This is a genomic window from Leucobacter sp. PH1c (genome assembly GCF_000633415.1).
Taxonomy (GTDB): Bacteria; Actinomycetota; Actinomycetes; order Actinomycetales; family Microbacteriaceae; genus Leucobacter.
On the sequence record NZ_AYMV01000012.1, the window covers coordinates 16696 to 37822 of the forward strand.

The 21127-nt window shown below is 71.8% G+C and carries 21 protein-coding genes; 16 read left to right on the top strand and 5 right to left on the bottom strand.

Going from position 1 to position 21127, the window contains the following annotated elements; genetic code table 11:
* The first annotated feature begins 16 nt into the window (after nucleotides 1-16).
* Nucleotides 17-592 carry a glyoxalase/bleomycin resistance/extradiol dioxygenase family protein gene (locus tag U874_RS0104320; RefSeq protein ID WP_025133320.1) on the top strand — a complete coding sequence of 192 codons (576 nt, stop codon included), beginning with the start codon at nucleotides 17-19 and terminating at the stop codon, nucleotides 590-592.
* On the opposite strand, the gene U874_RS0104325 is transcribed toward U874_RS0104320, so the two are convergent.
* Together U874_RS0104325 and U874_RS0104330 are read right to left on the bottom strand one after the other, a co-directional pair.
* A complete protein-coding gene (locus U874_RS0104325; RefSeq protein WP_025133321.1) occupies nucleotides 589-1923 on the bottom strand; it encodes an NAD(P)/FAD-dependent oxidoreductase in 1335 nt (444 codons plus the stop codon). The genes U874_RS0104320 and U874_RS0104325 overlap by 4 nt on opposite strands.
* A gap of 193 nt (nucleotides 1924-2116) precedes the next feature.
* On the bottom strand, nucleotides 2117-3034 hold the full coding sequence (locus tag U874_RS0104330; RefSeq protein WP_025133322.1) for a LysR family transcriptional regulator: 918 nt from the start codon (nucleotides 3032-3034) through the stop codon (nucleotides 2117-2119).
* A 132-nt stretch (nucleotides 3035-3166) separates the two neighbouring features.
* On the opposite strand from U874_RS0104330, the gene U874_RS0104335 reads away from it, so the two are divergent.
* The 7 genes from U874_RS0104335 to U874_RS0104365 all read left to right on the top strand — a co-directional run bounded on the left by U874_RS0104335 (nucleotide 3167) and on the right by U874_RS0104365 (nucleotide 11521).
* On the top strand, nucleotides 3167-3595 hold the full coding sequence (locus tag U874_RS0104335) for a RidA family protein (RefSeq protein ID WP_025133323.1): 429 nt from the start codon (nucleotides 3167-3169) through the stop codon (nucleotides 3593-3595).
* Nucleotides 3592-4272, top strand: a complete 681-nt coding sequence (locus tag U874_RS0104340; protein WP_025133324.1) for a DUF1028 domain-containing protein — start codon at nucleotides 3592-3594, stop codon at nucleotides 4270-4272. The genes U874_RS0104335 and U874_RS0104340 overlap by 4 nt, the downstream gene beginning before the upstream one ends.
* Before the next feature lie 3 nt (nucleotides 4273-4275).
* Nucleotides 4276-5424 (top strand): M20 family metallopeptidase, encoded by a 1149-nt coding sequence (locus U874_RS0104345; RefSeq protein ID WP_025133325.1) that lies wholly within the window; start codon nucleotides 4276-4278, stop codon nucleotides 5422-5424.
* Between the two features lie 98 nt (nucleotides 5425-5522).
* Nucleotides 5523-6917, top strand: a complete 1395-nt coding sequence (locus U874_RS0104350; RefSeq protein WP_025133326.1) for an MFS transporter — start codon at nucleotides 5523-5525, stop codon at nucleotides 6915-6917.
* Nucleotides 6914-8404 (top strand): aldehyde dehydrogenase family protein, encoded by a 1491-nt coding sequence (locus U874_RS0104355; RefSeq protein WP_025133327.1) that lies wholly within the window; start codon nucleotides 6914-6916, stop codon nucleotides 8402-8404. Before U874_RS0104350 ends, U874_RS0104355 begins: the two co-directional genes overlap by 4 nt.
* A 182-nt stretch (nucleotides 8405-8586) precedes the next feature.
* Nucleotides 8587-10023, top strand: coding sequence for an aspartate aminotransferase family protein (locus U874_RS0104360; RefSeq protein WP_025133328.1), 1437 nt, complete (start codon nucleotides 8587-8589; stop codon nucleotides 10021-10023).
* 94 nt (nucleotides 10024-10117) lie between these two features.
* The gene (locus U874_RS0104365; RefSeq protein ID WP_025133329.1) at nucleotides 10118-11521 is read left to right on the top strand and encodes a cytosine permease; all 1404 of its coding nucleotides are present in this window, start codon (nucleotides 10118-10120) and stop codon (nucleotides 11519-11521) included.
* 21 nt (nucleotides 11522-11542) lie between these two features.
* Here the strand turns inward: U874_RS0104365 and U874_RS0104370 are convergent, their stop codons facing one another.
* Nucleotides 11543-12238 (bottom strand): SDR family oxidoreductase, encoded by a 696-nt coding sequence (locus U874_RS0104370; protein WP_025133330.1) that lies wholly within the window; start codon nucleotides 12236-12238, stop codon nucleotides 11543-11545.
* A gap of 9 nt (nucleotides 12239-12247) precedes the next feature.
* Nucleotides 12248-12829, bottom strand: coding sequence for a helix-turn-helix domain-containing protein (locus tag U874_RS0104375; protein ID WP_025133331.1), 582 nt, complete (start codon nucleotides 12827-12829; stop codon nucleotides 12248-12250).
* A 72-nt stretch (nucleotides 12830-12901) separates the two neighbouring features.
* Between U874_RS0104375 and U874_RS0104380 the strand changes: the two genes are divergently transcribed.
* From U874_RS0104380 to U874_RS0104400, 5 genes are all read left to right on the top strand, one after another.
* Nucleotides 12902-13852 carry an NAD(P)/FAD-dependent oxidoreductase gene (locus tag U874_RS0104380; protein WP_025133332.1) on the top strand — a complete coding sequence of 317 codons (951 nt, stop codon included), beginning with the start codon at nucleotides 12902-12904 and terminating at the stop codon, nucleotides 13850-13852.
* Nucleotides 13853-13957: 105 nt separating this feature from the next.
* On the top strand, nucleotides 13958-14548 hold the full coding sequence (locus U874_RS0104385) for a SipW-dependent-type signal peptide-containing protein (RefSeq protein ID WP_029987644.1): 591 nt from the start codon (nucleotides 13958-13960) through the stop codon (nucleotides 14546-14548).
* Nucleotides 14549-14555: 7 nt separating this feature from the next.
* Complete coding sequence (locus tag U874_RS14670; protein WP_025133334.1) at nucleotides 14556-15230, top strand: SipW-dependent-type signal peptide-containing protein; 675 nt, start codon at nucleotides 14556-14558, stop codon at nucleotides 15228-15230.
* 21 nt (nucleotides 15231-15251) lie between these two features.
* Nucleotides 15252-16541 (top strand): signal peptidase I, encoded by a 1290-nt coding sequence (locus U874_RS15305; RefSeq protein ID WP_025133335.1) that lies wholly within the window; start codon nucleotides 15252-15254, stop codon nucleotides 16539-16541.
* Nucleotides 16538-17119 carry a hypothetical protein gene (locus U874_RS0104400; RefSeq protein ID WP_025133336.1) on the top strand — a complete coding sequence of 194 codons (582 nt, stop codon included), beginning with the start codon at nucleotides 16538-16540 and terminating at the stop codon, nucleotides 17117-17119. Before U874_RS15305 ends, U874_RS0104400 begins: the two co-directional genes overlap by 4 nt.
* A gap of 58 nt (nucleotides 17120-17177) precedes the next feature.
* Here the strand turns inward: U874_RS0104400 and aspS are convergent, their stop codons facing one another.
* Nucleotides 17178-18506, bottom strand: coding sequence for an aspartate--tRNA(Asn) ligase (gene aspS, locus U874_RS0104405; RefSeq protein ID WP_025133337.1), 1329 nt, complete (start codon nucleotides 18504-18506; stop codon nucleotides 17178-17180).
* A gap of 181 nt (nucleotides 18507-18687) precedes the next feature.
* Here aspS and U874_RS0104410 point away from each other — a divergent pair, with 181 nt between their 5' ends.
* From U874_RS0104410 to U874_RS0104420, 3 genes are read left to right on the top strand one after another with little or no spacing between them, the layout of a single operon-like run.
* Nucleotides 18688-19575, top strand: a complete 888-nt coding sequence (locus U874_RS0104410; RefSeq protein WP_025133338.1) for a transporter substrate-binding domain-containing protein — start codon at nucleotides 18688-18690, stop codon at nucleotides 19573-19575.
* 18 nt (nucleotides 19576-19593) lie between these two features.
* A complete protein-coding gene (locus U874_RS0104415; protein WP_025133339.1) occupies nucleotides 19594-20361 on the top strand; it encodes an amino acid ABC transporter permease in 768 nt (255 codons plus the stop codon).
* Complete coding sequence (locus U874_RS0104420; RefSeq protein ID WP_025133340.1) at nucleotides 20358-21119, top strand: amino acid ABC transporter ATP-binding protein; 762 nt, start codon at nucleotides 20358-20360, stop codon at nucleotides 21117-21119. The genes U874_RS0104415 and U874_RS0104420 overlap by 4 nt, the downstream gene beginning before the upstream one ends.
* Nucleotides 21120-21127 lie beyond the last annotated feature (8 nt).

Sequence of the window (21127 nt, forward strand, 5' to 3'; positions counted from 1 at the left end):
ATCCTACGCTGGGCCCATGACTTCAGCGAAGACCCGCCCCGCGCACGGGGCGCACACCACGAATGGCCGACCGAACGGCGCCGCGAGCCTCACCCCGTTCCTCGTGATCCCGAACGCGCGCGAGGCGATCGCCTTTTACGCCGACGTCTTCGGGGCGCGGGTGATCGACGTGACCGAGATGGGCGGGCGCGTGGTCCACGCCGAGCTCGGCTTCCCGGTGGGCCGTCTCCAACTCGGCGAGCCCCTGCCCGAGTACCACCTCGTCGCGCCGCCCGAGGGGGACGACGACTGCGTTTCGATGGGTCTCTACGTGCCCGACGTCGACACCGTCGTCGCGCGCGCACTCGCTGCGGGCGCGCGCCTGCGCGAGCCGGTGAGCGACTTCGTCTCGGGCGATCGCTTCGCGAGCATCCGCGATCCGTTCGGCGTGCGATGGTCGGTGATGACCCGGATCGAGGACCTCTCGGAGGAGGAGAGCGCCGCGCGCGTGCGGGCCTGGAGCGTGGCCGCGGAGGCGGCCGGCGCGCCGGACGCGAATCCCGCGGGGGCGGCCGGCGCCGGGGCCGTCGGCGCCGAGGCCGCCGGCTCCTAGGCCGCGGCGGCGCGCGCTCCGGCCTCCGCCCGAGCTCCCGCGTCCGCGGCGCCGGCCGCGTCTGCCGGGCGCGCGTTCCCCGCGTACGCGAGGTAGCTCCGCTGGATCGCGATCTGCTCGGCGATGTACTTCGCGTCGTGCCACACGCCCCAGATGAAGCTGGAGCCGCGGCGAGACTGCCAGGGGAGGCCGAGGAAGTAGACGCCGGGCTCGGCGGAGACCCCGCGCTCCTGCCTGGGGCGCCCGGCTTCGTCGGTCGCGCCCGCGGGGAGCCACCGGAAGTCGACGCGGAAGCCCGTCGCCCAGACGATCGAGGTGATTCCCGACGCCGCGAGGTTCAGTGAGCGGATGGGGTGCACGACCGAGTCGGGCAGCGGTCCGAGGATCCGCGCCTCCGGCTCTTCCGGGAGGTCGATGCCGGTGCGCGCGATGTACGCGTCGGCCTGATCGAGCACCGAGAGGTAGTTCTCGTCGCCCCGGCGCACGTCGCGCTCGAGGTCCGGGCCGAAGGCGAGCTCCCCGTCGGCGTAGCTCTCGGCGCGGCCGAGCAGCGTGATCCCGTCGGCGGCGAGATCCCGGAAGTCGATCGTGCGGCCGCCGTGCGCGCCGCTCACCGCGATGGTCGTGTGCTCGGCGCCCGCCGCGGGCGTCGACTTCTCCCACAGCCCGAGCGTGCCGAGCCACCACACGAAGCTGCGGCCGCGGTAGCGCTGCGGCGGGCGGTCGTGCGCGCCGACGGCGAGGAACACGTCGCGGCCTGAGGCCCGCAGCTCGTCGGCGATCTGCACGCCGGAGGAGCCGGCGCCCACGACGAGCACGGCCCCCGCGGGGAGACGCGCGGGGTTGCGGTAGGCGCTCGAGTGGAGCTGCACGACGCCGGCCGAGGCGGGCACCACGTCGGGGAGGGCGGGAACCTGGAAGGCGCCCGTCGCCGCGATCACGTACGTCGCGTGGATCGGGCCCGCGCTCGTCTCGGCGAGGAAGCCCCCGCGCTCCGCGTCGCGGCGCACCCCGAGCACCTCGACGCCCGTGCGGATGGGGAGCGCGAACCGCTCGACGTACTGCTCGAAGTAGCGGGCGACCCGCTCCTTCGGGGCGAACGCGTCCGGATCGAGCTCCTCGAATTCGAGGCCGGGGAAGCGGTCGTGCCAGGCGGGGCCGTTGGCGACGAGCGAGTCCCAGCGCTCGCTGCGCCAGCGCTCCGCGATGCGGTTCCGCTCGAGCACGATGTGCGGGATTCCCGCGGCGCTCAGGTGCTCACTGGCGGCGATGCCCGCCTGCCCGGCACCGACGACGAGGACCTCGGTGGCCTCCACCTCCTGGCTCGACATCTTCGTTCTCCACTCTGCTGGGTGCGATTTGGGATCCGGCCGGTCGCAGCGGTGCGCCGGGCTCGGATTCCCCCAGCAAACCCCAGGGCGGGAGACGAAAGCCAATAGTCATTCGCGGTCATTTGCATCGAGTGAAGTGATGCAGATGCAGTCATCGATCGCCCAAACGCATCGGGCGGGCGGGTGGCGCGGCTCAGCGCACCGTCTCGGCGAGCACCTCCCGCGCGGTCTCCTCGACGGCTCGTGCGCGGCTCGAGCGCTGCACCTGGTTGAGCGACGAGACGGCGACGCTCAGCCCCGGGAGCGGATCCGAGATCTCGAGCACGACGGTGCGCGCGCCGGAGTAAGTCTCGCTCGTGCGGGGGCGCTGGTTCAGGATCGAGTAGCCGAGCCCGGTCGCCACCATCGAGCGCACCGTCTCGTAGCTCGCCGTGCGGTACTTCAGCACGGGGGTGATCCCGGCCTGGCGCAGCAGCCCGAGGAAGTAGTCCCGGCTGCTCGGCAGATCGAGGAGGACGAAGGGATCGGTCGCGAGCTCGGCGAGCGCAATCCGCTTCCGGCCCGCGAGCGGGTGCGCCGTGTGGACGAGCACGTGGGGCGGGAACTCCCCGATGACGGTGCGATCGATGCCCTCGAGATCCGAGAACTGGTAGGCGATCGCAAGCTCGGCGCGGCCGCCCCGAAGCGCCGCGAGCATCTCGTCGTCGTCGCCCTCGATGACCTGCACGTCGAGCCCCGGGTGCCGCTCCTGCAAGCGCCCGAGCAGATGGGGGAGGAGGAATGGCGCGAAGGTGTTGAAGCAGGCGATCGTGATGCTGCCGCGCACCTCGTGCTGATCCGCGCGGATCGAGTCGATCGTGTCGGTGAGGAGGCCGAAGAGCTGGTGCGAGTCGCGCAGCAGGGTCTCGCCCGCGGGGGTGAGGATGAGGCCCTTCGAGTGCTGCCGGATGAAGAGCGCCGTGCCGAGCGAGCGCTCGAGGTGCGAGATCGCGGTCGACACGGCCGATTGGGCGACGTGCAGCTCCTGGCTCGCGGCCGTCATGTTGAGCGTCTTCGCGCACTCGACGAAGTAGCTCAGCTGGGTGAGTGTGATGGAGAAGCGCTGCGTCATCGGGGCCCCTTCGAGTCGATCTGCTTGGGCGATCGAGGCTCTATCTTTTGGCTATTTTACAGATGGAGTGTGGGGTCTCAACAATAGTGCTGCGGCGTGAATGGCGCGCGCACGGCTCGACGAGGAGGCACTGTGACCGAGACGCACCTGCGACTGCGGAAGTTCAACACCAGGGAGACGTACCCGGAGCAGAACCTCGACAACGACCTCTGCCAGGCCGTCGTCGCGAACGGCGTCGTCTACCTGCGCGGCCAGATCGGACAGGACCTCGAGACCCGCGAGTCGGTCGGGATCGGCGACGTCGTCGCCCAGACCGAGCGCGCCATGCAGAACATCGAGCTGCTGCTCGGCGAGGCCGGCAGCAGCCTCGCCGACATCGTGAAGGTGACCGTCTACATCATCGATCCCCGCTACCGCGAGGACGTGTACCGCACCATGGGGAAGTACCTGACGGGCGTGTACCCGGTCTCGACCGGCATCGTCGTGCAGGCCCTCGCGCGGCCCGAGTGGCTCGTGGAGATCGATGCCACCGCCGTGATCAGCGGATCGAGCGACGCATGACCTTCTCGCTCATCCTCAGAGATCCGGAGACGGGTGAGTTCGGCTCCGCGATCTCGTCGTCGTCGCCCGCGGTCGCCGCGCGCTGCGTGAACCTCGCGGACGGCCTGGGCGGCGCCCACTCGCAGAACGTCACCGATCCCCGGCTCGGGCCGGCGCTCCTCGAGCGGCTCCGCGATGGCGACTCCGCGCAGCAGGCGATCGACGCCGTCGTGGCGGCGGCGGATCCCGCGACCATCGACTTCCGCCAGCTCCTCGTGCTCGACGCATCGGGCACCCCGGCCGTCTTCTCGGGCACCCGGGCGCTCGGCATCTTCGGTTCGGCCGGCCGCGAGAACGCGGTCGCCGGCGGCAACATGCTCGCGAGCCTCGACGTGCTCGACGCGCTCGTCGAGACGGCGCTCACCGCGCCCGGCCGGATCGAGGAGCGCCTGCTCGCCGCACTGCGCGCCGCGGTCGCCGCGGGCGGCGAGGCCGGGCCCGTCCACTCCGCGGGCATCGCGGTCGTGGGGAACGCCGGTTGGCGCGTCACCGACCTCCGCGTCGACTGGGCCGAGGACGACCCGATTGGGCAGCTCGGCCGCGCGCTCGACGAGTGGCTGCCGCAGCGCGACGACTACGTGCGCCGGGGGCTCGACCCCACGGCGGCGCCCTCCTACGGCGTTCCCGGAGACGAGTAGGCGATGCGCGAGGAGACCCCCGAGCTGAAGCGGCGGATCGCCGCGCGCCGCGCCGCACTCGACGCCGAACTGGTCGCACTGTCGAACGGGCTGCACGCCGATCCCGAGCTGGGCTGGCAGGAGCACCGCTCCTCCGCGGCCGTCGCGGGCCTCCTCGCGGCGCACGGCTTCGCGATCGAGCAGCCCTACCTCGGGCTCGACACCGCGTTCCGGGCGACCATCGGATCCGGGCCGTTCACCGTGGGGTTCCTCGCCGAGTACGACGCGCTGCCCGGCCTCGGCCACGCCTGCGGCCACAACCTCATCTCGGCCATGTCGGCGGGCGGGGCGCTCGCGCTCGCCGCCGTCGCGGAGGACGCGGGGCTCACCGTCGAGGTGATCGGCACCCCCGCCGAGGAGGGCGGGGGCGGCAAGATCGTGCTGCTCGAACGGGGCGCGTTCCGCGAGCTCGACTTCGCGCTCATGGCGCACCCCGCGCCCGTCGACGTCGCCGAGGCGCGGCCCTTCGCCGTTGCGCACTGGCACGTCCGCTACGACGGCCGCGCCGCGCACGCTGCCGCCTACCCGGAACGGGGCATCAACGCGAACGACGCGTTCATCGTCGCGCAGACCGCCATCGCCCTGCTGCGGCAGCAGCTGCCCGCTGGCGTGCGGGTGCACGGCGTGCAGACCCGCGGGGGAGAGGCACCGAACGCGATCCCCGAGCGCACCGAGGGACGCTGGTACGTGCGCGCCGAGACGACGGAGCAACTGCTCGCGACCGAGGCCCGGGTGCTGCGCTGCTTCGAGGCGGGGGCGCTCGCGACCGGGACCGAGCTGACCATCACCCCCGAGAGCGAGCGCTACGCCGAGATGCGCACCGACGTCGAAGCCCAGGAGCTCTACCGGGCGAACGCGCTCCGGCTCGGCCGTGATTTCGACGTCGACCCCGACGCGGCGACCATGAACCGCGCCTCGACCGACATGGGCAATGTGTCGCAGATCGTGCACGCGATCCACCCGTACATCGGTGTCGGCGGCACGGCCAGCAACCACCAGCCCGCGTTCGCTGAGGCCTGCGTGGGCCCGCTCGCCGAGCAGGCGCTGCGGGACGGCGCCACCGCGCTCGCCTGGACCGCCCTCGACGTCGCGCTCGCGCGCGGGCGGGGCTGAGTTCCCGCACCGACCCCGCCCCCACCGACCCCGCCCGCACCGACCCCGCCCTCCGTCTTCCGCACGATCCGCACCGACTCCGCAGAAAGGACCCGTCAATGCCGACCTCCTCCTCCGCACCCGTCCGTGAAGCCGCCGAGCTCGTCGACCGCAAGAGCCTGCGCACGAGCGTCGCGGCCGGCGCCATCGGCGTGCTCGTGCACTGGTTCGACTGGGCCGTCTACGCCTACCTCGCGGGCACGCTCGCCACGGTCTTCTTCCCCGCGGAGAACGCTACCGCCGGGCTGCTCGCCGCGTTCGCGGTGTTCGCGGTCTCGTTCCTCGTGCGCCCCCTCGGCGCGGTCATCTTCGGCCGCCTGGGCGACCGGCTCGGCCGCAAGCAGACGCTGTCGGTGGTGATCCTCACGATGGCCATCGCCACCCTCGTGCTCGGGCTCCTGCCCGGGTACGCGAGCATCGGCATCGCTGCGCCGATCCTGCTCATCGCGACGCGCATCGTGCAGGGGCTCGCCGCGGGCGGCGAGTTCGGCAGCGCCGCCGCGTTCCTTGGGGAGTTCTCGCCCGCGAAGCGGCGGGGCTTCGGGGTCAGCTGGCTCGAGTTCGGCAGTCTGCTCGGCTTCCTGCTCGCCTCGCTCGCCGTGTTCCTCCTCCACCAAGCCTTCGACGCCCAGCAGATCGTCGACTGGGCCTGGCGCATCCCCTTCCTCATCACCGTGCCGCTCGGCTTCATCGGCCTCTTCATCCGACGCCGGATCGAGGACACCCCCGAGTTCCAGCAGCTGCAGGAGCTCGAGACCGTGTCGCACGCGCCCGTCACGGAGGTGTTCCAGCGCAATCGGCGCGAGTTCCTCCAGACCTGCGGGATCGAGATCTTCATGAACGTCACGTTCTACGTCGTGCTCGTCTACCTCCTGACCTACCAGGAGGCCGTCCTCGGCATCGACGCCGGGCGCGCGGCCCTGCTGTCGACGCTCGCCTCGGCGCTCGGGCTCATCGTCGTCCCGTTCGCGGGGATCCTGTCCGACCGCGTCGGCAGGAAGCCCGTGCTGCTCGGCGCGGCGATCGCCCTCACCGTGCTCGCGGTTCCGCTGTTCGCGCTGATGAGCATCCCGGCGCCCTGGGCGACGTTCGCCTCGACGCTCGGCCTCGCGCTGATCCTCGCGATCGTGCTCGGCACCCACGCGGTCACCGTCGTCGAGCTTTTCCCGACCCGCACGCGCCAGACCGGGTTGTCGATCGCCTACGCGGTGACGGCCGCGCTCTTCGCGGGCACCGCCCCGTACGCGCTCACCTGGCTCATCGGCACGACCGGCAACCCGCTCGTTCCCGGCTTCTTTCTCGTCGGCGTCGGCCTCGTCGGCCTCGTCACCGTGCTGACGCTTCCCGAGACCCGCGGCATCCCGCTGCTGAAAGCGCAGGACCTCGAGACCGCGACGGTCACGATCCCCAGCGCCCGTCTGCCCCGCACCACCCCCGAAGGAGACCCGTCATGACCCGCACCCACGCCGAATGGAAGGCCGCTGCCGCGGCCCTCGACTTCGACGGACGCCCCGTGATCGGCGGTGCCCGCCGCGCCGCCGCCTCGGGCCGGACCATCGAGAAGACCAACCCGGCGACGGGCGAGGTCCTCTCGCAGATCCACGACTGCGGCCCGGAGGAGGTCGACGCCGCGGTCGCCGCCGCGCGCTCCGCCTACGAATCGGGTGCCTGGTCGCGCGCGGGAGCCGGGTTCCGCCGCGAGCGCTTGCTCGAACTCGCGCGACTCATCGAGGCGCGAGCCGACGAGTTCGCCCTCTACGACTCGCTCGACATGGGCAAGCCCGTGCGCGAGGCGTCGACCATCGACGCCCCCGGATCGGCGGCGCTCTACCGCTTCTACGGCGAGGCGATCGAGAAGACCGAGGACCTGATCCCCGTCACGCCACCCGGATCCACGGCGCTCGTCACCCGGGAGGCGCTCGGCGTCGTCGCGGTCATCGTCGCGTGGAACTACCCGCTCGAGATCGCCACCTGGAAGCTCGCCCCCGCGCTCGCCGCGGGCAACGCCGTCGTGGTGAAGCCGCCGGTCGAGGCGTCGCACTCGGTGCTGCTGCTCGCCGAGCTCGCGCTCGAGGCGGGGATCCCCGCTGGCATCGTCAACGTCGTACCGGGCCGCGGCTCGGTGGTCGGCCGGGCGCTCGCGCTGCACGAGGACGTCGACATGCTCGCGTTCACCGGCTCGACCGAGGTCGCGAAGCAGCTGCAGCAGTACGCCGGGCAGTCGAACATGAAGCGCCTCGCGCTCGAGGCGGGCGGCAAGAGCTCGAACCTGATCTTCGCCGACTGCGACGATCTGCAGCTCGCGGCCGAGAAGGCCGCGTTCGGCAGCTTCACCAACCAGGGCGAGGTCTGTTCGGCGAACTCCCGGATCTTCGTCGAGCGGCCGGTGTACGAGGAATTCCTGCGGCTGTACACGGAGGCGGCTCGCGCCTACGCGCCGGGGGATCCGCTCGACCCGGCCTCGGGCATCGGCTCGCTCGTCTCCGAGGCGCACGCCGATTCCGTGTGGGCGACCATCGAGCACGCGCGCCGCGACGGCCGGATCGTCGCGGGCGGCACCCGGCCCGAGATCAACGGATCCCGGGCGTTCATCGAGCCGACCATCGTGACCGACGTGCCGGCGGACCACGAGGTGCACACGCGCGAGATCTTCGGCCCGGTCGCCGTCGTGACCCCGTTCGACACCGAGGAGGAGGCGATCGCGCACGCGAACGGCACCCCCTACGGCCTCGCGGCATCGCTCTGGACGGGATCGCTCGCGCGGGCGCACCGGGTCTCGTCGCAGCTCGTGGCGGGCACGGTCTCGGTGAACACCGTCGACGCGCTCGGCTTCACCACCCCGTTCGGTGGCTTCAAGCAGTCCGGCTTCGGGCGCGACCTCTCGGTGCACGCGCTCGAGAACTACACGGACTTCAAGACCACCTGGATGCAGTGGGGCTAGCCCCGCGCTGATCCGTGATCGGGCGGGCGTGCCCCGCCCGATCGGGCTGCCGGTGATCATCTGATCCCGTGATGCAGCCGAGCCGATTTCGCTATTTTACCGATGACCGCCGCGATGCGACGATTGCAGCAGCGGCGGCTTTCCCGCCCAGTCAGAGTCGACTGAGAGGACTTTCGAGAATCATGACCCTGCAGCAGGAGACGGTGGCGTTCGAGGACACCGTGACGGAACCGCCCAGCGGCCTCGCCGAGATCGCGAAGCGCCACCTCGTGATGAACTTCACCCCCGCATCGAAGTACCGGGACGACGAGCTTCCCGTCTTCGTGCGGGGCGAGCACTGCTCGGTGTTCGACGAGAGCGGCCGGCGCTTCTTCGACGGCCTCGCCGGCCTGTTCTGCGTGCAGCTCGGCTACACCCACGGCGCCGAGGTCGGCGACGCGGTGCGCGAGCAGCTCGCCGCGCTGCCGTACCAGACCACCTGGAGCGTCACCCACCCGCCGGCCGCCCTGCTCGCGCAGAAGATCGCGCAGCTCGCCCCCGGCGATCTGAACCGCGTGTTCTTCGCCTCGGGCGGCGGCGAGTCGAACGAGGCCGCGATCAAGCTCGCCCGCCAGTACCAGCAGACCATCGGCCAGGGCACCCGAACCAAGTTCATCGCCCGTCGCGTCGCGTACCACGGCACCAGCTTCGGCGCGATGTCGCTGAACGGGATGACGAACGTGCGGGCCATGTTCGAGCCGCTGATGTCGGGCGTGCGCCACACCCACAACACCAAGACGTACCGCCGGCCCGAGGGCGAGACCCCCGAGCAGACCACCGCGTTCCTGCTCGGCGAGATCGAATCGCTCATCGTGCAGGAGGGCCCCGAGACGATCGCCGCGATCATCATGGAGCCGCTGCAGAACGCGGGCGGCAGCCTGAAGCCGCCGACGCCCGAGTACTTCGCCGGGGTGCGCGCCCTGTGCGACAAGTACGGGATCCTCATGATCGCCGACGAGGTCATCACCGGCTTCGGGCGCCTCGGCTCGTGGTTCGGTTCGCAGCACTACGACTTCCAGCCCGACATGATCGTCTTCGCGAAGGGCATCGCGTCGGCGTACGTGCCGCTCGGCGGCGTCATCGCGAGCGACCGCATTATCGAGACCGTGCTCGACGGCCCCGTGGGCATGTTCAACCACGCGCTCACCTACGGCGGCCACCCGGTCGCCTGCGCCGCGGCGCTCAAGAACCTCGAGATCATGGAGCGGGAGGGCGTCGTCGAGAACGTCGCCGCGCTGAGCCCCTACCTCGAAGAGCGGCTCTCCGCGGTCGCCGAGACGCACACCGCGATCGTCGGCGACTTCCGCGGCGACGGCTTCCACCGCAGCTTCGAGCTCGTCACGAACGCGCGCACGAAGACGTGGGAGAACGACGTCATCAGCGCGGGTGACTTCGTCGGTGTCCACCTGAACCCGGCGCTCGCCGAGGTGGGGCTCATCTGCCGCGTCGCGATCGACGCCGAGGGCAACCCGCTCGTGCAGGTCTCGCCCCCGCTCGTCATGACCCGCGCCGATATCGACGAGCTCGCCGAGCTGCTGGATCGCGCCTTCGCGCTCGCGACTGAGCGGGCCGGGCTCTGAGCCGCCCCGCTCCGCTCGGCTCTGATCGACCCCGCCCCGGCACCGTCGCCGGGAGGCGGGCCCTGCTTCACCGACCCCGGAAGGGCTGCATCTCATGGCATCTGAACCGCCCGTCGTGACACAGACGTTCGCGACCTTCGAGCAAGAGCACATCATGCCGATCCCCGAAGACAAACGGACCGGCACCAACTGGTCGATCTTCGCGATCTGGGTCAGCCTGAACATGATGCCGCTCGCCGTCGTCACGGGCGCCGTGGCGAGCGGCGGCTTCGGCCTGCCGATCGGCTGGAGCTTCGTGGCGATCATCACCGGCAACGTGATCGGCGCCTTCGGAGCGGCGCTGCACGCCTCGCAGGGCCCCACCCTCGGGATCCCGCAGATGCTGCAGGCTCGCGCCCAGTTCGGGTACCTCGGCGCGAGCGTGTTCGCGCTCATCGCCTTCATCATGTTCATGGGCTTCTTCGCCAGCATCCTCCTCGTGGCGAAGGACGCGCTCGCCGAGGTGATCCCGGGCTTCAACGGCACCGTCGCGATCATCGGCTTCGCGGCGATCGGCATCGTGCTGTGCGTCTTCGGCTACGACCTCCTGCGCCGCACGATGGTCTGGCTGTCGATCATCATCGGGATCGCGGTCGCCGTGTCGATGGTGCTCATCGCCGTGCGTCCCGACATCGTCGCCTCTCGCGACGACGCGGTCATGACGCCGGAGGGCTTCTTCGCGATGCTCGCGGTCGGGATCGTCTGGCAGCTCGCCTACGCGCCCTACGTTTCCGACTACTCGCGCTACCTGCCGAAGGCCACGGGCCCGAAGACCGCGTTCTGGAGCACGTACTTCGGGCTGGTGCTGAGCTCGGTGTTCGTGATGGGGCTCGGCGTGCTCCTCGGCGCGCTCGCCCCCGAGAACCCGCTCGGGGCGCTCGCCTCGGCGCTCGGGCCGATCGGGCTCATCGTGCTGGTCATCTTCGCGGTGAGCTCGGCGCTCATCAACGGCGTCGAGCTCTACTCGGCGGTGATGAACGCCCTCACCGTGCTCCAGTCGAACTTCCGCATGGTCATCACCACGCGGGTGCGGGTGTGGACCACGGTCATCTCGGGCGGGATCGCGACCCTCATCGCCGTGCTCGGGCAGGGCGACTTCATGACGATGTTCATCGGCTTCCTCGACCTCCTGCTGTACGTGCTCATCCCGTGGTCCGCGATCAACCTCGTCGACTTCTTCATCATCCAGAAGGGGCACTACAACGTGCCCGCGCTGTTCGATCGCACGGGCGGCGAGTATGGCAGGTGGAACGCCGTGGGCCTCGTGAGCTACGGGGTCGGGCTGCTCGCGCAGCTCCCGTTCATGAGCATCGCGATCTTCCAGGGGCCGCTCGCCGGCTCGATCAACATCGCCTGGCTCGTCGGCTTCGTGGTGACGGCGCTCGTCTTCCTCGTGCTCGTGCGGCTGCGCCGCCGCGAGGCGCCGCGGGTCGAGGAGCGGGTCACCGTCGCCGGGTGATCCGCGGGGCGGCCGCGCGGCTCAGAGCCGCGCGACCTCCCTGCGGGGCCGGATCGCGAGGTCGGTGATCTGCACGTCGGCGGGAGCGTCCACGACGTAGCGCACCGCCGCGGCCACCGACTCGGGGCGGATGTACCGCTCCGGGTCGTAGGCCTCGCCCGGGATCAGCCCGCGCAGCATGGGCGTATCGGTCTGCCCCGGCGCGAGCGTCGTCACGCGCACGCGGTGCGGTTCCTCGTCGATGCGCAGCACGTCGGCGAGCCCGCGCAGCGCGTGCTTGCTCGCCGTGTAGACGGCGCTGCCGGGGGCCGGGCGGGTGCTGGCGCCCGAGCCGAGGAAGACGATGGTGCCGTGCGCCTCGCGGATCCGGGGGAGCGCGAGCCGCGTGAGCTCGGCGGGCGCGGTCACGTTGATCGCGAAGTGCGCCTCCCAATCGGCGGGCGCGGCGGTGTCGACCCGCAGCGACTGCGCGATCGCGGCCGCGTGCACGAGCACGTCGAGGCGGGGGAGCGCGGCCACCCGCTCGGCCACGGCGGCGTGGTCGGTGAGGTCCAGGGGCCAGACCTCGGCCCCCGTTTCGGCCGCGATCCCCGCGAGCCGCTCGGCGTCCCGGCCGCAGGCGATCACCCGGTGGCTGCGCGACAGCTCGCGCACGATCTCGCGGCCCATGCCGCCGGTGGCGCCCGTGACGAGGGCGATCGGGGAGTGCTCGGACATGGGGGCTCCTTACTCGGGGGTGCCGGTGACGCCGGCGTCGTCGTTCGGGGTGAGCAGGTGCAGGCGCTCGCCCACCGTGTTGAAGATGCTGATCACCTCGGCGGGCCGCCCGCCCGCCGCCCGCATCCGGTGCGGGGTCATGGTGTCGAATTCGGCGGCCTCGCCGGGGCCGAGTTCGAGGCGCTCGCCGCCGAGCTCGAGCGTGAGCCGGCCCGAGAGGACGTAGAGCCACTCGGAGCCCTCGTGGACCTGCGGCGGGCGCTCGGCGGCGCCGGGGCGGTAGGTGATCTTGAACGCGCGGACGGCCGATGCCTCCCGGGTGAGGGGCGCGATGATGAGCCCGCCGCGGGAGACCGCGTCCCGCCGGATGCGCGGGTCGGCATCGCGCGGCGCGAGGAGGTCGTCGACGCGGATGCCGAGCTCGCGCGTGAGGGGGACGAGTAGCTCGAGGTTCGCCTGACGCTTCCCGGATTCGAGGCGCGAGAGCGTGCTCGTCGAGAGCCCGGCGCGTTCGGCGAGCTCGGCGAGCGTCCACCCGCGGTGCTGCCGTGCGGCGCGCAGGCGCGGCCCGAGCTGTGAGAGTTCGTCCACGATCACGTCCCGTCATTGCCGATAGTGCAAACAGTATTGCCAAGAATGGGCGTCGCCGCAACCATGGGAGCCATGAACAGCAGCAGATATGACGCAGTGATCATCGGTGGCGGCGCGGCCGGCCTCAGCGCGGCGCAGACGCTCGGGCGCTCAGTGCGGCGCACCCTGGTCATCGACGGCGGCCTCCCGCGCAACCGCTTCGCGGCGCACATGCACAACGTGCTCGGGCACGACGGGCTGCCGCCGGCCGAGCTCCTCGCCCGCGGGCGGAGCGAGGCCGCCGCCTACGGGGTCGAGTTCGTCACGGGTGAGGTGCTCGGTGTCCACGATGCGGACGGCGGCCTCGCGATCGAGCTGTCCGAGGGGCCGGGCGCCGCGGGCACCGTGGTCGCGCGTGCCCTCGTGCTCGCGACGGGGGCGGAGGACGTGCTTCCCGAGCTCCCCGGGCTCGCCGAGCGCTGGGGCAGCACGGTGCTGCACTGCCCCTACTGCCACGGCTGGGAGGTGCGCGGGCGCCGGATCGGGGTGCTCGCGACCTCGCCGGCCTCCGCGCACCAGGTGCAGCTCGCGCGGCAGTGGAGCGAGCAGGTGACCGTGTTCTCGGCGGGGCTCGGCGCGCTCGACCCGGGGCTCGAGCGCGGCCTCCGGGCGCGCGGCATGGGGATCGTGCCCGAGCCGGTCGTCGAGGTGCTCGGCGATGGCGACCGGGTGACCGGGGTGCGCACGGCCGACGGGCGGGTCCACGCCCTCGACGCGATCCTCACGATGGGCGCCGTGCGCCCGCGCGACGGGGCCGTGGCCGGGCTCGGGCTCGCGCGCGCCGAGACGCCGCTCGGCAGCCTGATCGCGGTCGACGCGACCGGGCGCACGAGCCACCCGCGCGTCTGGGCCGCGGGCAATGCGGTCGCTCCGATGGCGACCGTGCCGATGGTGATGGGCGCCGCGGCCCAGGCGGCCGGAGCGCTCAACTGGGCGCTCATCGAGGAGGATTTCGCCCGCGCCGTGGCCGAAACCGACGGCTGAGCTCGCGAGCGGCAAGACCCTGTTGAAAGTCGATGAGTTGTCGTAGCATGAGCCCATAGCTTCACCAAGGTGGGCTTGGTGAGTCGGTACAAAGGGGTATGTCTGATGAGCGAACAACAGGATCGAACGCGGGCCGGAGCGACGGCGGAGCGCCGGGGCTGGACGAAAGCGCGGGCGCTGCTCGCGGGCGGACTCGTGCTGGGCGTCGGCGCGGCGGTGACGCTCGCCGCGTGGACGGACACCGAGTGGGTGCGCGGGGTCTTCGGCAGCGGCAGCTTCGGGATCGAGGGATCGACGAACGGCACGACCTTCGCGAGCCACCCCGTCACGGGAGCCCCCGCGGCGCTCACCTTCCAGATGAACGCGAGCGCGCTCGCCCCCGGTGACTCGGTATACGCCGGCTACGCGGTGCAGCTCACCGCGGGCTCGACGAACGCGGCCAACGTGACCCTCTCCACCGACACGGCGAGCGCGCTCGCGGGGACTACCTCGAACTTCGTCACCACGACGTCGGCCACCTGCAACGCGGCCGCCTTCACCGCCGGTACCGACGCCAACGTGACCACCTTCGCGCTCACCGCGCCCGAGACGCCGAAGTTCATCTGCTTCAAGGTCACCGCCGACGGCGCGCTCCCGCAGGGCGCGACCGGGGAGCTGACCTGGACATTCACGGCGGGATCCGGCGCGGCCCTGTAGGTGAGCGGTGAAGCACGGGGAGCGCGCGGCCGGAACGAGCCGGGCTGAGTCGCGCCGCCGCGGCGCGCGCGGGGCGGCCCGGCCGCGTGTGTGGTTCACGCGGGTGCGCGCGCTGCTCGCCGGTGCGCTCGTGCTCGGGGTCGGAGGCACGCTGACGCTCGCGGCCTGGACCGACACCGAGACCGCGCAGGCGAACTTCGCGGCGAGCGTGTTCGGCATCCAGGGCTCCGTGGACGGCACCACCTTCGCGGACCATCCGGCGGGCGGTCCCGCGGTGCTGAGCTTCACGGTCGCGCCGACCGCGATGTCGCCCGACACCACGAGCTACGCCCGCTTCACGGTGCGCACCACTGCGGCGAGCACCGTCGGGGGCGCCCTGTCGCTGAGCGGCGCGACGGTCGGCGGTACGGGCCTCGGCCCCTCGCTCCGGTACGCGGTCGTCGCGATCGCGGGGAACGTCACCTGCAACGCTGGGGCATTCGCTCCGGGTGTCGGCACGGCGATCGTCCCCTCGGGCAGCACGCTCGCCACGGCGGGCACGGTGACGCAGCCGCTCGCGGCGGCCGGTGCATCGCCCGTGAACCTCTGCTTCGCGGTGACGCTGCCGGCGGGCACGTCGAACGCGGCGCAGGGCCTCAACGCCACGGCGACCTGGACGCTCACGGCGACGTCGAGTTCGTAGACACGGCACGAAGGGAGGAGCGTGAAGCGGAAGGGCGGCGGCCGCGCGGCCGCGACGGCGGGCAACGCGCTGCTCAACATCGCCGCGGTGGGCGGGCTCCTCTGCATCGTGCTCGTCGTGCTCTCCGGGGTGTTCGGGATCTCGCTCATCATGTTCAAGACCGGGTCCATGTCGCCCGGAATCCCCGCGGGCTCCCTCGCCGTGGTGCGCGAGATCCCGGCGAGCGCGGTGCGCGTGGGCGACGTCGTCACGGTGGACCGCGCGGGGATGCTCCCCGTGACCCACCGCGTCACCTCGGTGGCCGGCTCGGGCGAGACGCGCACGATCACGATGCGGGGCGACGCGAACGACTCCGAGGATCCCTCGCCGTACGAGGTGGCCGAGGTGCGGCGCGTGCTCGTCTCAGTGCCGGGCCTCGCGCACGCGGTGGTCTGGTTCTCGAACCCCACCGTGCTCGGCGGGCTGACGCTCGGCGCGGCGGCCCTCGTCACCTGGGCGTTCTGGCCGAAGGCGCCGCGCTCGCGGCGCGCAGTGGAGGAGGGCGAGCTGCCGGAGGATGGCGAGATCCCGGAGGCGGGTGGCCTCCCAGCGGGCGAGTCGCCGCCCGCGCGCCGCGGGCGGCACGTGGCCGGCGCGCTCACGATCGCAGCGCTCGGAGTTGGCGCCGGGCTCGGCTCGACCGCGCTGCCCGCGCCCGGGGTCTCGCCGGCCGCCGCGGCCGCGCCGGGCGAGGAGCGAAGCGTCGTGCGCGGCACGTTCCTCCGCCTCACCTCGATCGGCGATCCCGCGGCGATGCGCGCGATGCGCCCCGGCGTCCCGGTGGACTGGCAGATCGGCGTGCGGCTCGCGGAATCGAGCGCGGGCGAGGTCGATGTCGCGCTCCTCGCGTCGGGGGATCCCGAGCTGGGGCTGTCGGTGCGGGTGCGCTCCTGCTCGCTCCGCTGGGAGGGCGGGGTCTGCGCGGGAACGGAGCGAGCCGTGCTCGGGCCCGGGGTCATCGATGTGACGGGCGGGGCGATCCCGCTCGGCACCCTCCGCGGGCAGGGCGAGCGCTGGTTCCTCGTCACCGGCGAGATCCCCGAGCGGGGCACGGGCCGGGTGGAGCTCGCGCTCCGCGCCGCCGGATCGGGCGAGACCGCGGAGATCGGGGCCGACCCTGGTGGCGCGTGGGGCGTCGCCACGGTCCCCGCGCTGCTGCCCGTCACGGGCGCGACCGGCGCGTGGGTCCTCGCGCTGGGCGCCGTGGCCGGGGGCCTCGGCGTCTCGGGCCTCGTGGCGCTCGGGCGTGCCCGGCTCGGGCGAGGGCGGTGAGCGCCGTGGCGCGCGCGGGGCGAGGCGGCCGGAATCCCGGTGGGCGCGGGGCCCGTGACCGGCGGCGGCGCTTCTCCGCCGGGGTCGCGGGCGCGGCGATCCTCGCGATGCTCGCCGTGCCGACCTCGCTCACGGAGGCGAGCTGGAGCGATCCGGAGGTCGCGGTCGCGTCGTTCTCCGCGATGACCGTCGCGACGCCGCAGGCGCTCACCCCGAAGTGTCAGTTCAACCCGGGGCTCCTCGGGGCGACGCCGAAGATCACGGTCGAGTGGCGGGTGCCTGCCGGGGCGACGGGCTACACGATGGCGAGCGCCGAGTACGGCTACCTGGCGCAGGGCGGGCTGACCCCGCTCACTTCGGCGCTGCTCGGCAGTGTGACCGTCTCGGGCACCACGTCGGCGGCGAAGACCGAGTTCAACCTCGGCCTGCTGGGCGGCCTGCTCGGCGGCGGCGCGTCGGTCGCCGTGCGGCTCACCTGGCCGGGCGGGTGGGTCTCGCCCTGGCTCGTCGCCACGGGCACGAGCGGCCTGCTCGGGGCGAACGCCGACTGCACCTGGAGCACGGTGCCCTCGAGCTGAATGCGAAACGCCCCGCCGTCCCGGGTGGGGCGGCGGAGCGTTTCGCGTGCGGTGCTGCTTAGGGCAGCAGGCGGTTCGGGCCGCGGAAGAGGTAGGTGACCTCGCGGATCGACGACTGCTCGAGCATCAGCATGAGCACGCGGTTCAGGCCCATGCCGAAACCGCCGTGCGGGGGCACGCCGTAGCGGAAGAAGTCGAGGTAGAACTCGAGCTCCTTCGGGTCCATGCCCTTCTCGACGGCCTGCGCCTCGAGGACCTCGATGCGGTGCTCGCGCTGCGCGCCCGTGGAGATCTCGGTGCCGCGGTAGATGAGGTCGTAGCTCTTCGTGAGGTTCGCGTCGTCCTCGTGGCGCATGTGGTAGAACGGGCGGATCGACGCGTCGTAGTCCGTGAGGAAGACGAAGTCGCTGCCGTGCTCCTCCTTGGCCCACGCGGCGATCTGGCGCTCGCCCTCCGGGTCCATGTCGGCGTCGGCGCGGGGCACCTCGTAGCCGCGCGCCTTCACGATCTCCTTCGCCTCGGCGAGCGGGACGCGCGGGAACGGGCGGGACGGGACCGTGAGCTCGATGCCGAAGAGCTTCTGGATCTCCTCGCCGTGCTTCTCCTGCACCGCGGTGAGGCCGGCCACGATGAGCTCCTCGTGCAGCTCCATGACGTCGACGTGCGAGTCGATCCAGCTCAGCTCGGTGTCGATCGAGGTGAACTCGGTCGCGTGGCGCGAGGTGAACGAGGGGTCGGCGCGGAACGCGGGGCCCACCTCGAAGATGCCGCCGAAGCCTGCGGCCTGGGCCATCTGCTTGAAGAACTGCGGGCTCTGGGCGAGGAACGCCTTGCCCTCGAAGTACTCGACCTCGAACAGCTCGGCGCGCGACTCGGACGCGGAGGCCATGAGCTTCGGGGTCTGGATCTCGATGAAGCCGCGGTCGACCCAGACGTTCCGCAGCGCGTGCAGGAAGGTGGTCTGGATGCGGAACACGAGGTTCTGCTCGGGGCGGCGCAGGTCGAGGAAGCGCCAGTCGAGGCGGACGTCGATGCCGGAATCGCCGGCGACGGGGTTGTCGGGGAGCGCCTTCGTGATGACCTCGATCGTCTCGATCTGGATCTCGACGCCGCCGAGCTTCACGCGCTCGTTGTGCTGCAGCTCGCCCTCCACGGTCACGAAGGTGCCGTGGGTGAGCTCGGAGATGGTGGTCGTGCGGGGCACGAGGATGTCCGAGCGGGGGTTCTCGGGATCCGGCTCGCGCAGCACGCCGCCGTTCACGAGCTGCACGGCGCCCGACTCGTCGCGCAGCACCACGAACTGGACGTAGCGCTGATCGCGCACCTTCTCCACCCAGCCGGATACGCGTACGGTGCCGCCCTCGAGGGCGGGCAGGTCCTTGATCAATACACGCTCAGTCACCCCCACAGTCTACTCGCGGCGCAGCGCCCCGGAACGCGCGATCCCGGGCCCGCGAAATCAATAAGTTGAAACAATGTGTCACATCACTTTGTGTGATGTGTCGTGGCTTCGTACGCTGGCCCCTGTTCCCCGGACGATCGCCCGGGCCCCGTGAAAGGACGCAGTCATGACCCGCTTTGCCCGCACCACCCTCCTCGTCGGCGCGCTCGCCGCCGTCGCGCTCGGCGCGAGCGGTTGCGCCCCCTCCGCCGGCGCGGATGCAGCGGGGTCCGACGCGACCGGCGAGGCCGGGGTGCAGAAGCTGCTCGTCGCGACGGGCGCCTCCCCGCGTCCCTTCACCTTCCTCGACGAGAACGACGAGCTCACGGGCTACGACATCGAGCTGCTCCGGCTGATCGACGAGCGCGTGCCGGATCTCGAGTTCGAGTACCAGGTGGCCGAGTTCCCCGCGCTCTTCGCCGGCCTCGACTCGGGACGGTTCAATATCGTGGCGAACAACCTGTCGGCCACCGAGGAGCGACGCGAGAAGTACGACTTCTCCGATCCCTACATCGAGGCCCAGTTTGGCGTCGCGGTCGCCGCGGGCTCGCCCCTCGCTGGGGCGACCACGCTCGACGAGCTCGCGGGCAAGCGCACCTTCGGCGAGCCCGGGCTGAACTTCACGAAGATCCTCGAGGCGTACAACGAGGCGCACCCCGATCGGCCGATCGAGATCGAGTACACGGAGCTCGACCTCCAGTCGCAGTACAAGAAGGTGGCGACGGGCGGCGCGGACTTCGTGTTCAGCGACAAGGTGGTCTACGACGGCTACGCCGCGGGCGTCGACGTCGCATTCTCGCAGCTCGACGGCGCGAAGCTCGTCGAGGAGTACGGCACCAACCTGTTCTCGGCGTACGCGATCTCGAAGCAGACGCCCAACGTCGACCACGTGGTCGAGGAACTGAACCGAGCCCTCCGCGAGCTGGCGGACGAGGGCGAGCTGACGAAGCTGAGCGAGGAGTTCTTCGACGGCCTCGACGTCTCGCCCCGCACCGCCCCGAGCGACGCCGAGTAGGCCGGGGACGCAGCGGACGTGGACACCATCATCGATTTCCCCGCGATCGGGAGGTACGTGCTCGATCTCGTGCCGTACATCCCGGTCACGCTCGCGCTCAGCGTGGTTGCGACGGTGGTCGGCACGCTGCTCGGGCTCGGGCTCGCGCTCATCAAGCTGGCGCGGGTGCCCGTGCTCAGCCAGATCAGCGCCGTGCTCGTCTCGTACCTGCGCGGCACCCCGCCGCTCGTGCAGCTGCTGCTCAACGTCAACGCCGTGCCGATCGCGATCCTCTACATCAATCACGCGTTCGGCACCGACTGGGACGCGATGGCGCTCTCGCCGTTCCTCGTCGCCGCGTTCACCTTCGCGCTCACGGAGGCGGCGTACAGCTCGGAGACCATCCGCGCCGCGCTGCTCTCCGTCGATCGGCGCGAGATCGAGGCCGCGCACGCGCTCGGGATGACCTCGTGGCAGACGCTCACCCGCGTGACCGTGCCGAACGCCGCCGTCGTGGCCTTCCCCACGCTCGTGAACCACTTCATCGGGATGCTGAAGCAGTCCTCGCTCGCCTTCGTCGTGTCGATCGTCGAGATCACTGCCTACGCGAAGATCCTCGGCGGCCGCGACTACCGCTTCTTCGAGGCCTACCTGGCGACCGCGATCATCTACTGGGCCCTCACGGTGCTGATCGAGCAGGGCGCGCGCTGGATCGAGCGCTCCATGGCCCGCCCGCGGCCCACCCGCCTCCCCGGCCGACCCCGTGCTCGCGCCGCAGCGCAGCTCCCCGCGGGGGCGAGCGCATGATCGGCGTGCACGGGATCCGGAAGTCCTACGGCGACCGGGTGATCCTCGACGGGATCGACCTCGAGCTCGACGCGGGCGGCGTCACGGCGATCGTCGGCCCCTCCGGGGCAGGCAAGTCCACGCTGCTCCGCTGCTTCGACCTGCTCGAGCGCCCCGACGCCGGTCGGGTGACGGTCGATGAGCTCACGGTCGATGCCGCGCGGGCCGGCCGCGCAGAGGTGCTGGCGCTCCGCCGGCGCACCGCCATGGTGTTCCAGCAGTTCCAGCTCTTCGCGCGGAAGACCGCGCTCGAGAACGTCGCGGAGGGGCTGCGCGTCGTGCGCGGTCTCGGCCGGCGCGAGGCCGAGACCGCGGCGCGCACCCAGCTCGACCGCGTCGGCCTCGCCGGCCACGCCGGGCACTACCCGGCGCAGCTCTCCGGCGGGCAGCAGCAGCGGGTGGGCATCGCCCGGGCCCTCGCGATGGAGCCGCGCGTGCTCCTGCTCGACGAGCCGACGAGCGCGCTCGATCCCGAGCTCGTGGGGGAGGTGCTGCAGACGATCCGCGAGATCGCGGCGGCCGGGCAGACGATGGCGCTCGTCTCCCACGAGATGCACTTCGTGCGCCAGACCGCCGACCGGGTCGTCTTCCTCGAGGACGGCCGGATCGTCGACGATGCGCCCCCGACCGCCTTCTTCGGCCCCGACGCGAGCCGCCGCGCCCGCGCCTTCCTCCGCGAGTACCACCTCGCCCGCGGCGGCCCCGAGTACCAGATCTGAATCACAGG

What these genes read in the sequence shown, in the direction of transcription:
- U874_RS0104320 (WP_025133320.1), top strand. Translation starts at nt 17, where the DNA reads ATGACTTCAGCGAAGACCCGCCCCGCGCACGGGGCGCACACCACGAAT.
- U874_RS0104325 (WP_025133321.1), bottom strand. Translation starts at nt 1,923, where the DNA reads ATGTCGAGCCAGGAGGTGGAGGCCACCGAGGTCCTCGTCGTCGGTGCC.
- U874_RS0104330 (WP_025133322.1), bottom strand. Translation starts at nt 3,034, where the DNA reads ATGACGCAGCGCTTCTCCATCACACTCACCCAGCTGAGCTACTTCGTC.
- U874_RS0104340 (WP_025133324.1), top strand. Translation starts at nt 3,592, where the DNA reads ATGACCTTCTCGCTCATCCTCAGAGATCCGGAGACGGGTGAGTTCGGC.
- U874_RS0104345 (WP_025133325.1), top strand. Translation starts at nt 4,276, where the DNA reads ATGCGCGAGGAGACCCCCGAGCTGAAGCGGCGGATCGCCGCGCGCCGC.
- U874_RS0104350 (WP_025133326.1), top strand. Translation starts at nt 5,523, where the DNA reads ATGCCGACCTCCTCCTCCGCACCCGTCCGTGAAGCCGCCGAGCTCGTC.
- U874_RS0104355 (WP_025133327.1), top strand. Translation starts at nt 6,914, where the DNA reads ATGACCCGCACCCACGCCGAATGGAAGGCCGCTGCCGCGGCCCTCGAC.
- U874_RS0104360 (WP_025133328.1), top strand. Translation starts at nt 8,587, where the DNA reads ATGACCCTGCAGCAGGAGACGGTGGCGTTCGAGGACACCGTGACGGAA.
- U874_RS0104365 (WP_025133329.1), top strand. Translation starts at nt 10,118, where the DNA reads ATGGCATCTGAACCGCCCGTCGTGACACAGACGTTCGCGACCTTCGAG.
- U874_RS0104370 (WP_025133330.1), bottom strand. Translation starts at nt 12,238, where the DNA reads ATGTCCGAGCACTCCCCGATCGCCCTCGTCACGGGCGCCACCGGCGGC.
- U874_RS0104380 (WP_025133332.1), top strand. Translation starts at nt 12,902, where the DNA reads ATGAACAGCAGCAGATATGACGCAGTGATCATCGGTGGCGGCGCGGCC.
- U874_RS0104385 (WP_029987644.1), top strand. Translation starts at nt 13,958, where the DNA reads ATGAGCGAACAACAGGATCGAACGCGGGCCGGAGCGACGGCGGAGCGC.
- U874_RS0104410 (WP_025133338.1), top strand. Translation starts at nt 18,688, where the DNA reads ATGACCCGCTTTGCCCGCACCACCCTCCTCGTCGGCGCGCTCGCCGCC.
- U874_RS0104420 (WP_025133340.1), top strand. Translation starts at nt 20,358, where the DNA reads ATGATCGGCGTGCACGGGATCCGGAAGTCCTACGGCGACCGGGTGATC.